This window comes from Streptomyces sp. SM1 (assembly GCF_002910825.1).
GTDB classification, from domain to species: domain Bacteria; phylum Actinomycetota; class Actinomycetes; order Streptomycetales; family Streptomycetaceae; genus Streptomyces; species Streptomyces okerensis.
Window position 1 is genome coordinate 1 of the sequence record NZ_NEUB01000578.1, and the last position, 9,389, is coordinate 9,389.

Sequence of the window (9,389 nt, forward strand, 5' to 3'; positions counted from 1 at the left end):
AGGTGCCCCCGCGCGGAAGACCGGCACGGACCGAGGGGGCCGCCCGGCGCGGGGAGCCGGCGCGTTCACGCAGGAAGGAGGCGAGACCCGCGGCCCACACCGCCGCGACCACCGCCAGTCCCACCGGCCGGGTCAGCCCCGCCAGGCCCGCGAGGACGCCCGCCGTGACCCAGCGGCCGGTCAGTACGGCGTACAGCGACCACGCGGCGAGCGCGTTGAACAGGGACTCGCTGTACGCCATCGACTGCACGATGCCGACCGGCAGCACCGCCCACAGCAGCACCGTGTACAGCCCGGCCCGGCGCCCGTACACCAGGTCGACCACGGCGAAGATCCCCCAGGCCGCGGCGAGCGAGGCGACCGCGCCGACGAGGAACCCGCCGTCGGCGTACGACAGCGGCGACACCGCCGCCACCAGCCGCTCCAGCCACGGGAGCAGCGGAAAGAACGCCAGGTCGGAGCGCACGTCCCCGTTGGGCAGCCGCACCTGGTAGCCGTATCCCAGCTCGGCGACGCGGGCGTACCAGAGCGAGTCCCAGCGGGCGGTCAGCAAGGTGTACGCGCTCTTGCCGCGCGCCTCGCTCCACAGGACCAGCACGACCAGGCCCAGGGCGCGCACGGCGGCGTACCCCAGGAGCGCCGGCGCGGCCCGGCGCAGTGCTCCGGTGCGGGCCGGTGCGGCGCGCGTCTCGAGATCGTTCACGGGCCCGATTATCGACCGGGCGCGGAACCGGGCCGCCCCGCGGGGGCGCGCCCACCGGGGAGGGGGAGTGGTGTACGCCACACCGATCCGCCGGAGCTGTGAGATGCCCACCACTCGACCTTTGCGTCCGCTGGCGTACTCTGACGTGTCACTCGCCGTTCGTTGCGCGGGCCGGAGACCACCGCTCCTCTCCGGCCGAGTCACGGGGGAGTCCCCCACCCCGTGAGCCCCGCCGAGCGCGAGGGAACATCTGGGAGGTACGTGTACATGTCCGGGACGACCACGGCCGCCGCCGCGCTGCGCCGTCGGGCGGCCGGGGCCGGTGCCAACCGCTGGGTGGTGCTCGTCGTCCTCTGCGCCAGCCTGCTGCTGGTCGCCGTCGACGCCACCGTGCTGCACGTGGCGGTCCCCGCCGTCACCGAGGACCTCAGGCCCGGCGCGGTGGAGCTGCTCTGGATCGTTGACGCCTACCCCTTGGTCTGCGCCTCACTGCTGATCCTCTTCGGGACCCTGGGCGACCGCGTCGGCCGCAGACGCGTCCTCCTGCTCGGCTACACCCTGTTCGGTGTCGCCTCCGGCATGGCGGCTCTCGCGGACAGCGCCCACACGCTCATCCTGGCGCGTGCGCTGCTCGGCGTCGGCGGCGCGATGATCATGCCGGCGACCCTGTCGATCCTGCGCCAGGTCTTCCCGGACCGGCGCGAGCGTGCCCTCGCCATCGGCATCTGGAGCGCGGTCGCCGCCGTGGGCGCGGCGGTCGGGCCGCTGGTCGGCGGCTTCCTGCTGGAACACTTCTGGTGGGGCTCGGTCTTCCTGGTCAACATCCCGCTGATGCTGGTCAGCCTCCCGGTGGGACGGCTGCTGCTGCCGGAGTCCAAGGGCGCCGGCGACGGCCCCTGGGACGTGACCGGCGCGCTGATGGCCGCCGGGGCGCTCTTCTCGCTGGTCCTCGGTGTGAAGCGGCTCGGCGGCGGGGAATCCGTCACCGGCCTGTGGACCGTACTGCCGCTGCTCCTGGGCGCCGGACTGCTGACCGTCTTCGTGCGACGGCAGCGGCGCCGCGCCCATCCGCTGGTCGATCTGCGGATGTTCGCCCGGCCGGCGTTCAGCACGTCGGTGGGCTGCATCGTGCTGGCCATGCTCGCCCTGGTGGGCCTGGAACTGATCGCCGCCCAGTACCTCCAGCTCGTGCTGGGGCTCTCCCCGCTGGAGACCGGGCTGCGCCTGGTGCCGCTGACCGTCGCGGCGATGGCGGCGGGACTGGCGGGCGCCCGCATGCTGCGCAGGTTCGGCCCGCGCCGCATGGTCTGCACCGGCTTCTGTCTGACGGCCGGCGCCGTGGTGCTGCTGACCGCGATGGGCGGACAGGACAACGCCCCGCTGCTGCTCGCCGGGTTCGTGCTGCTCGGCTTCGGCCTGGAGACCACGCTGTTCGGCGCGTACGAGTCGATGCTCAGCGAGGCGCCGCCGGACCAGGCCGGCGGGGCGGCGGCCATCGGCGAGACCTCCTACCAGCTGGGCGCCGGCATAGGGATCGCCCTCCTCGGCAGCGTGATGAACGCGGCGTACGCGCCCGGTGTCTCCGGTGTCCCCGGGGTGCCGCCGACGGCGTCCGCCGCCGCGGGGCACTCGCTGGGCGAGGCGCACGAGGTGGCGGCGCAGCTCGGAGGGCCCGCGGGGGACGCCCTGCGGCACGCGGCGCGCCAGGCCTTCGTGCACGGGCTGCACGTGACGCTGCTGGTGAGCGCGGGTCTGCTGCTGCTCGGAGCGGCGATGGCGCTGAGGCTGCCGCGGGCGATGCAGTGTGAGGCGGCGGCGGTGGAGGTGCCCGCGCCGCGGGGTGCGGTGGAGTCCCGTGTCTCGGTCTGACCGCCTTGGTCCCCCACCCGCGCACCACCCGTTCACCGCTGATCAAGAGGCGGACGTCGCCCGTGGCGGCTGAACACCGTCGGCGTCCGCGGGCGGTCTCCTGCCGCCCCGGTCGCCGGTGCGTGTCACCGCCCGCACCTCGCCGACGGCGGCGCGCCCCGGACGGGAGTCATCCCTCGGTGTGGGTGGGGGGTCAGGGTGGACGTGCGGGAGACTGCCGCGTAACGTCGGCCCCAACCCCAGGTTAGCGCTGCTAGTTTCACCGTCCCGGAGGGTGTCCCATGTCCGCGTCCGCGAAGTTGCCCCCCTTCGATCCCGCCGACCCCCTCGGCCTCGACGACCTGCTGGAGCCGGAGGACCTGGCGATCCGGGACACCGTGCGCGGCTGGGCGGCCGACCGTGTGCTGCCCCACGTCGCCGAGTGGTACGAGAAGGGCGAACTGCCCGGCATCCGGGAGCTGGCCCGGGAACTCGGCGGGATCGGCGCGCTCGGCATGTCCCTCGACGGGTACGGCTGCGCCGGCGCGAGTGCCGTGCAGTACGGGCTCGCCTGTCTGGAGCTGGAGGCGGCCGACTCCGGCATCCGGTCCCTGGTCTCCGTACAGGGCTCGCTCGCCATGTACGCCATCCACCGCTTCGGCAGCGAGGAGCAGAAGCGGCAGTGGCTGCCCCGGATGGCGTCCGGCGAGGTCATCGGCTGCTTCGGGCTCACCGAACCCGATGCCGGCTCCGACCCCGGCGCCATGCGCACGTACGCGAAGAAGGACGGCACCGACTGGGTGCTGAACGGGCGCAAGATGTGGATCACCAACGGATCGGTGGCCGGTGTCGCCGTGGTGTGGGCGGGGACCGAGGAGGGGATCCGCGGCTTCGCCGTGCCCACCGACAGCCCCGGGTTCTCGGCGCCGGAGATCAAGCACAAGTGGTCCCTGCGCGCCTCCGTCACCAGCGAACTGGTCATGGACGACGTACGGCTGCCCGCCGACGCCGTGCTGCCGGGGGTGACCGGACTGAAGGGCCCGCTCAGCTGTCTGTCGCACGCCCGGTACGGGATCGTCTGGGGCGCGATGGGCGCCGCGCGGAGTTCGTTCGAGGCGGCGGTCGACTACGCGAGGACGCGGGAGCAGTTCGGGCGGCCCATCGGCGGGTTCCAGCTGACCCAGGCCAAGCTCGCCGACATGGCGGTCGAACTGCACAAGGGGATTCTGCTCGCCCATCATCTGGGGCGGCGTATGGACGCCGGCCGCCTGCGTCCCGAACAGGTCAGCTTCGGCAAGCTCAACAACGTCCGCGAGGCCATCGACGTCTGCCGTACGGCCCGTACGATCCTCGGGGCCAACGGGATCTCGCTCGAGTACCCGGTGATGCGGCACGCGACGAACCTGGAATCGGTGCTCACCTACGAGGGCACCGTCGAGATGCACCAGCTCGTGCTGGGCAAGGCGCTCACCGGGCTCGACGCCTTCCGGTGAGCGGCCGAAGGGGCAGGGCCGGCGAGCGGCCCTGCCTCAGCTCTGGTTGAAGAAGCCGTCCGAACGGTGCGCGGCCGGCTCGCCGCTGACGACCTCGGTGTCGGCAGGGCTGAGCAGGAACACCCGGTTGGACACCCGCTCGATGGAACCGCGCAGGCCGAAGATCAGGCCCGCGGCGAAGTCGACGACACGCTTGGCGTCACCCGCGTCCATGGCCGTGAGGTTCATGATGACGGGAACGCCCTCGCGGAACAGCTCGCCGATGGCGCGGGCGTCCCGGAAGCTGTCCGGGGTGACCGTGCCGATGCGGCGGCCCTTCTCCTCGGCGACATCCGCGGCCACCCTGACCCGCGGATCGGTGACCCAGGCCTCCCCGGTCTCGGGTCCGTCGGAGTAGTCGTCGTCGTAGTAACGCTCGTCTTCGTTGTCGTCGACGAGGCCAAGCCAGGCACTTGCTTTGCGTACCGATCCCATGGACGCCTCCTCTCACAGCGGTCTTTCTGCTTTCCGCATCCCTATGGTCGTCCATGATGCGGATGGCGCGCCAAGTGGATAGACGCCGCACGGGGGGTTTGTGACGGTACTGGTGCACAGCGAATCCGTCGAGAGTCCGTGTTTCCCAAGGGTCTTGGTGTAAACGGATGCTGACTGTGAGTGAAATATGATTCTTCCCGGCGTCCGGGTGATGAGGGGTGCATATGGGTGAACCCGGCGAGCGCTACGATGCGGCCGCTCAGCGTCGTACAACTGCACGGGGGAACGTCGTGTTCGGAATGGTCAGGCCGTGTCGGCACCGGCTGGGGGAGAAGCTCACCGCGCAGTGGATGGCCCACTTGTGCGGACTGTGCCTCGCGTTGCGCGGGGACCACGGACAGCTCGCGCGCATCGTCACCAACTACGACGGGCTGCTCATATCCGTTCTGACGGAGGCTCAGTCCGGTTCCCCCGAAGGGGGACGGCGCACCGCGGGCCCCTGTCCGCTGCGCGGTATGCGCACCGCTTCCGTGGCGCACGGTGAGGGCGCGCGGCTCGCGGCGGCCGTCTCCCTCGTCCTCGCCTCCGCCAAGATGCGCGACCACGTCACCGACGGCGACGGGCTGCTGGCGCGCAGGCCGGTGGCGCTCGCCGCGCGCCGGGTCGCGGCGGGCTGGGACCGTGCCGGGGCGCGTACCGGTTCCGATGTCGGCTTCGACACGGCCGTCCTGCTCGACGCCGTGGACCGGCAGGCCGGTATCGAGACGCTCGCCGGGCCCGGTACCCCGATCCTCACCGTCACCGAGCCGACCGAGACCGCGACCGCGGCGGCCTTCGCGCACACCGCGGTGCTCGCCGGCCGGCCGCACAACGCCGTACCGCTCGCCGAGGCCGGGCGTCTCTTCGGACGCCTCGCGCATCTGCTGGACGCCGTGGAGGACCGGGAGGCGGACGCCGCCTCGGGTGCCTGGAACCCGCTCGCGGCCACCGGCACCCCGCTGGAGGAGGCCCGCCGGCTCGCCGACGACGCGGTGCACGGCATCCGTCTTGCCCTGCGGGAGGTGGACTGGGGGTCCGGTGTCCCGGGAGGGCACGGTACGGGCGAAGTCCTCGCGCACCGGCTCCTCGTCCATGAACTGCCCAACTCCGTTCATCGTGCCTTCGGTACGGTCTCCTGTGCCCACGGAAGCGGGGCCTACGCCCCGCCCGGCGCACCCGGTGGCCCCGGCGGGCCGCCTCCAGGGCCGCCGCGCCGCGACCGGCGCGGACTGGTCACCGGCTGCGCGGTCTGGCTCGGACTCGCCTGCACCTGCCAGATGTGCTGCGGCACCTACGAGGACCCCTGGACCCGCGAGCCCAGGCAGGGGCCCTGCGCCCACTGCGACTGCAGTGGGTGCGGCGACTGTTGCGAGTGCTGCAACTGCTGCAGCTGCTGCGGTGAGGACGGCGGCTGCGACTGCGGCTGCGACTGCTGAACCGGGACCCGCGCGCGGAACGCCACGAGGAGCCGGCGACGCGTCGACACGGCATCCGGAGGGGTGACTTCCGGACATGCCACGGTTGTTCGACCGGCCGTCAGGTCGGTGTGACCACTGGTAACGCGTCTCCGTGCGCGGGGCAAAACTCCTACATGGTTCAAAGGTTGACGTCCGAAAGGCGCCCTTGCGCCGACCGCTCGTTCGGCCGAATACTCGCCACCAGCGCTTGTCAGGGGCACGGCGTGTTCGGAATCCGGATACGCACCCGCTGACTGCGCCTCACGGGCCCACAACCCCACGAGGGCCCCCTACTTCCTTTGTGGAGGAACGAGAAGTGAGGATCAAGCGCACCACCCCCCGCAGCGGCATCTCGAGACGGACTCGGCTGATCGCCGTATCCACCGGCCTCGTGGCCGCCGCCGCGATCGCGATCCCCAGCGCGAACGCGGCCGACACTCCCGCCGCCTTCAGCTCCGCCGAACTCAAGGGCGTCAGCGGCTCGGTGCTGAAGGCCGACATCCCGGGCACCGCCTGGGCCGTCGACAGCAAGACCAACCGGGTCGTCGTCACCGTCGACAGCACCGTCTCCCAGGCCGAGATCAACAAGATCAAGCGGCAGGCCGGGGACGACGCCGGGGCGCTCACCGTCAAGCGGACCGCCGGCACGTTCAGCAAGCTCATCCAGGGCGGCGACGCCATCTATGCGAGTAGCTGGCGCTGCTCCCTCGGCTTCAACGTCCGCAGCAGCAGCGGAGCCGAGTACTTCCTGACCGCCGGTCACTGCACCGACGGCGCGGGCACCTGGTACTCCAACTCCAGCCGCAGCACGGCCATCGGCACGACCGCCGGCTCCAGCTTCCCGGGCAACGACTACGGCATCGTGCGCTACACCGGGTCGGTCAGCCGCCCCGGCACCGCGAACGGCGTGGACATCACCCGTGCGGCCACCCCGAGCGTGGGCACCACCGTCATCCGTGACGGTTCCACCACGGGCACGCACAGCGGCCGGGTGACCGCGCTCAACGTGACCGTGAACTACGGCGGCGGCGACGTCGTCGGCGGTCTCATCCAGACCACGGTCTGCGCCGAGCCCGGTGACTCCGGCGGCGCGCTCTACGGCAGCAACGGCACCGCGTACGGTCTGACCTCCGGCGGCAGCGGCAACTGCTCCTCCGGCGGCACGACCTTCTTCCAGCCGGTGACCGAGGCCCTGAGCGCCTACGGGGTCAGCGTCTACTAGGACCGGTCCCGCACCACCGGTCCCACTGGTTCCATCGGCAGCAACCGGCAGCACGACGAGCCCCCGCACGCGACCCGCGTGCGGGGGCTCGTCCGTGTTCCGCTCCCGGGGCGGCGTCCCGTGGTCTTCGCGTCCGGCGCCGGAACCGGTGCGGAAGCAACGTCCGTCCGCCATGCCTGCGGTGGAATCGGACCGGGGTGGGTCGATTTCAAGCCACGGTCGCATCCCGTGGTCCGTGCCGTCGGTTACCCCTGCGTAGCGTTTGCTGTGCGAACGGCCCTACGTGTCCATGACCAGTCAGGACATAGAGGGCGCGCGGTCGTTGTCGTACCCGCGTCCTGAAGCCGACCTTGTGTGCTCCCTGTGGGATTCGGAAGAGTGGGCGCCGTTCGACCGGCACGGGCGTGGCATTTTTTCGCGCTCCACCCCCGTGGCCGTACGCCTTCCGGTCCGGTGAGGTCCCCACAACCTTCCGGGCCGTCCCCCCACAGGAGGACGTGAGTTGAAGCACCGACGCATACCCGGGCGACGTGTGGCCATGGCGGGTGCGGGCATCGCCGCACTGGCCGCCGGCGCGGTCACCTTCCAGACTGCGAACGCGAGCGAGGTGCCGGCGGACGCCGCGCCCCGGACGCTCTCGGTCCACGCGGCCGGAAAGCTCGCATCGGCGCTCGCCCAGGACCTGGGCGCCGACGCGGCGGGAACGTACTACGACGCGAAGAGCAAGAGTCTCGTGGTGAACGTGCTCGACGAGGCCGCCGCCGAGGCGGTCGAGTCGGCCGGCGCCGAGGCGAGAGTCGTGACGAACTCCCTCGCCGAGCTGAGGAGCGCGCACACCACCCTCGAGCAGGACGCCACCATCCCGGGTACCGCCTGGGTGACCGACCCGACCACCAACAAGGTCGTCGTCACCGCGGACCGCACCGTCTCCGGGGCCGAGTGGGCCAAGCTGACCGAGGTCGTCGACTCGCTGGGCGCCAAGGCCGAACTCCAGCGCACCAAGGGTGAGTACAAGCCCTTCGTCGCGGGCGGTGACGCCATTACCGGCAACGGCGGGCGCTGCTCGCTCGGCTTCAACGTGACCAAGGGCGGCGAGCCGCACTTCCTCACCGCCGGGCACTGCACCGAATCCATCTCCACCTGGTCGGACTCCTCGGGCGGCGTGATCGGTGAGAACGCGGCGTCCAGCTTCCCGGGCGACGACTACGGCCTGGTGAAGTACACCGCCGACGTGGACCACCCGAGCGAGGTGAACCTCTACGACGGCTCCACGCAGGCGATCTCCGGCGCCGCCGAGGCCACCGTGGGCATGCAGGTCACCCGCAGCGGCTCCACGACCCAGGTGCACTCCGGCGCGGTCACCGGTCTGGACGCCACCGTGAACTACGGCAACGGCGACATCGTCAACGGCCTGATCCAGACCGACGTGTGCGCCGAGCCCGGCGACAGCGGCGGCTCGCTCTTCTCGGGCAGCAGCGCGGTCGGCCTCACCTCCGGCGGCAGCGGCGACTGCGCCTCGGGCGGCACGACCTTCTTCCAGCCGGTGACGGAGGCCCTGTCGGCCACCGGTACGCAGATCGGCTGAGCACGCCTGTGCTGACCGGCTGGGCACGTCTCGTGCCGACCGGCTGGGCACGTCTCGTCACGAGCGTCCCGTCCCTCCGTCACGGAGGGACGGGACGCTCGTGTGCTTCCGGGCGTTTCCGGGTGTGTGCGCAGGTGGAGAGGGGTCACCCGGATGTCGCACACACATTCGAAAATTGGTCTATGGTGGGGGTGAGGTAGCTGGGAACAATTGTTCGAGAGTCGGTCGGGGCTCACGAGTGCGGGAGGTGCGTGTGCCGGGTTTCACGCATCTGCACACCGTCTCCGGGTTCTCCCTGCGCTACGGCGCCTCCCACCCGGAACGGCTGGCCGAGCGTGCCTCGGAGCGGGGGATGGACGCCCTCGCCCTCACCGACCGCGACACCCTCGCCGGGTCCGTCCGCTTCGCCAAGGCCTGCGCGAAGGCCGGCGTCCGCCCGCTGTTCGGCGCGGAACTGGCGGTGGCGGCCCCCGCGGCCTCCCCGGCGGCCGGTGACGAGTCCGTACGGCGGGACAGGCGCCGCACCCCGGTCCGCGGCGGCGCCTTCGTCGACGAATCGGCGCCGCGG

At 71.8% G+C, this 9,389-nt stretch carries 8 protein-coding genes; 6 read left to right on the top strand and 2 right to left on the bottom strand.

Going from position 1 to position 9,389, the window contains the following annotated elements:
* Window positions 1-703, bottom strand: a 703-nt coding sequence (locus B9S61_RS13995) for a glycosyltransferase family 39 protein (protein ID WP_146064837.1), incomplete at its 3' end; no start/stop codon positions are given.
* A 267-nt stretch (window positions 704-970) separates the two neighbouring features.
* Between B9S61_RS13995 and B9S61_RS14000 the strand changes: the two genes are divergently transcribed.
* Both B9S61_RS14000 and B9S61_RS14005 read left to right on the top strand, forming a co-directional pair.
* On the top strand, window positions 971-2,572 hold the full coding sequence (locus B9S61_RS14000) for an MFS transporter (protein ID WP_103542547.1): 1,602 nt from the start codon (window positions 971-973) through the stop codon (window positions 2,570-2,572).
* Between the two features lie 281 nt (window positions 2,573-2,853).
* Window positions 2,854-4,044, top strand: a complete 1,191-nt coding sequence (locus B9S61_RS14005) for an acyl-CoA dehydrogenase family protein (protein ID WP_103542548.1) — start codon at window positions 2,854-2,856, stop codon at window positions 4,042-4,044.
* Window positions 4,045-4,080: 36 nt separating this feature from the next.
* On the opposite strand, the gene B9S61_RS14010 is transcribed toward B9S61_RS14005, so the two are convergent.
* The gene (locus B9S61_RS14010) at window positions 4,081-4,518 is read right to left on the bottom strand and encodes a cell division protein SepF (RefSeq protein WP_103542549.1); all 438 of its coding nucleotides are present in this window, start codon (window positions 4,516-4,518) and stop codon (window positions 4,081-4,083) included.
* Between the two features lie 299 nt (window positions 4,519-4,817).
* Here B9S61_RS14010 and B9S61_RS14015 point away from each other — a divergent pair, with 299 nt between their 5' ends.
* From B9S61_RS14015 to B9S61_RS14030, 4 genes are all read left to right on the top strand, one after another.
* Window positions 4,818-5,993: a DUF5685 family protein gene (locus tag B9S61_RS14015; RefSeq protein WP_103542550.1), complete on the top strand. Its 1,176-nt coding sequence runs from the start codon at window positions 4,818-4,820 to the stop codon at window positions 5,991-5,993.
* A gap of 337 nt (window positions 5,994-6,330) precedes the next feature.
* Window positions 6,331-7,236: a S1 family peptidase gene (locus tag B9S61_RS14020; protein ID WP_103542551.1), complete on the top strand. Its 906-nt coding sequence runs from the start codon at window positions 6,331-6,333 to the stop codon at window positions 7,234-7,236.
* 538 nt (window positions 7,237-7,774) lie between these two features.
* Complete coding sequence (locus tag B9S61_RS14025; RefSeq protein ID WP_181007362.1) at window positions 7,775-8,821, top strand: S1 family peptidase; 1,047 nt, start codon at window positions 7,775-7,777, stop codon at window positions 8,819-8,821.
* Window positions 8,822-9,074: 253 nt separating this feature from the next.
* A partial coding sequence (locus B9S61_RS14030) for a PHP domain-containing protein (protein WP_146064838.1) occupies window positions 9,075-9,389 on the top strand: 315 nt, incomplete at its 3' end.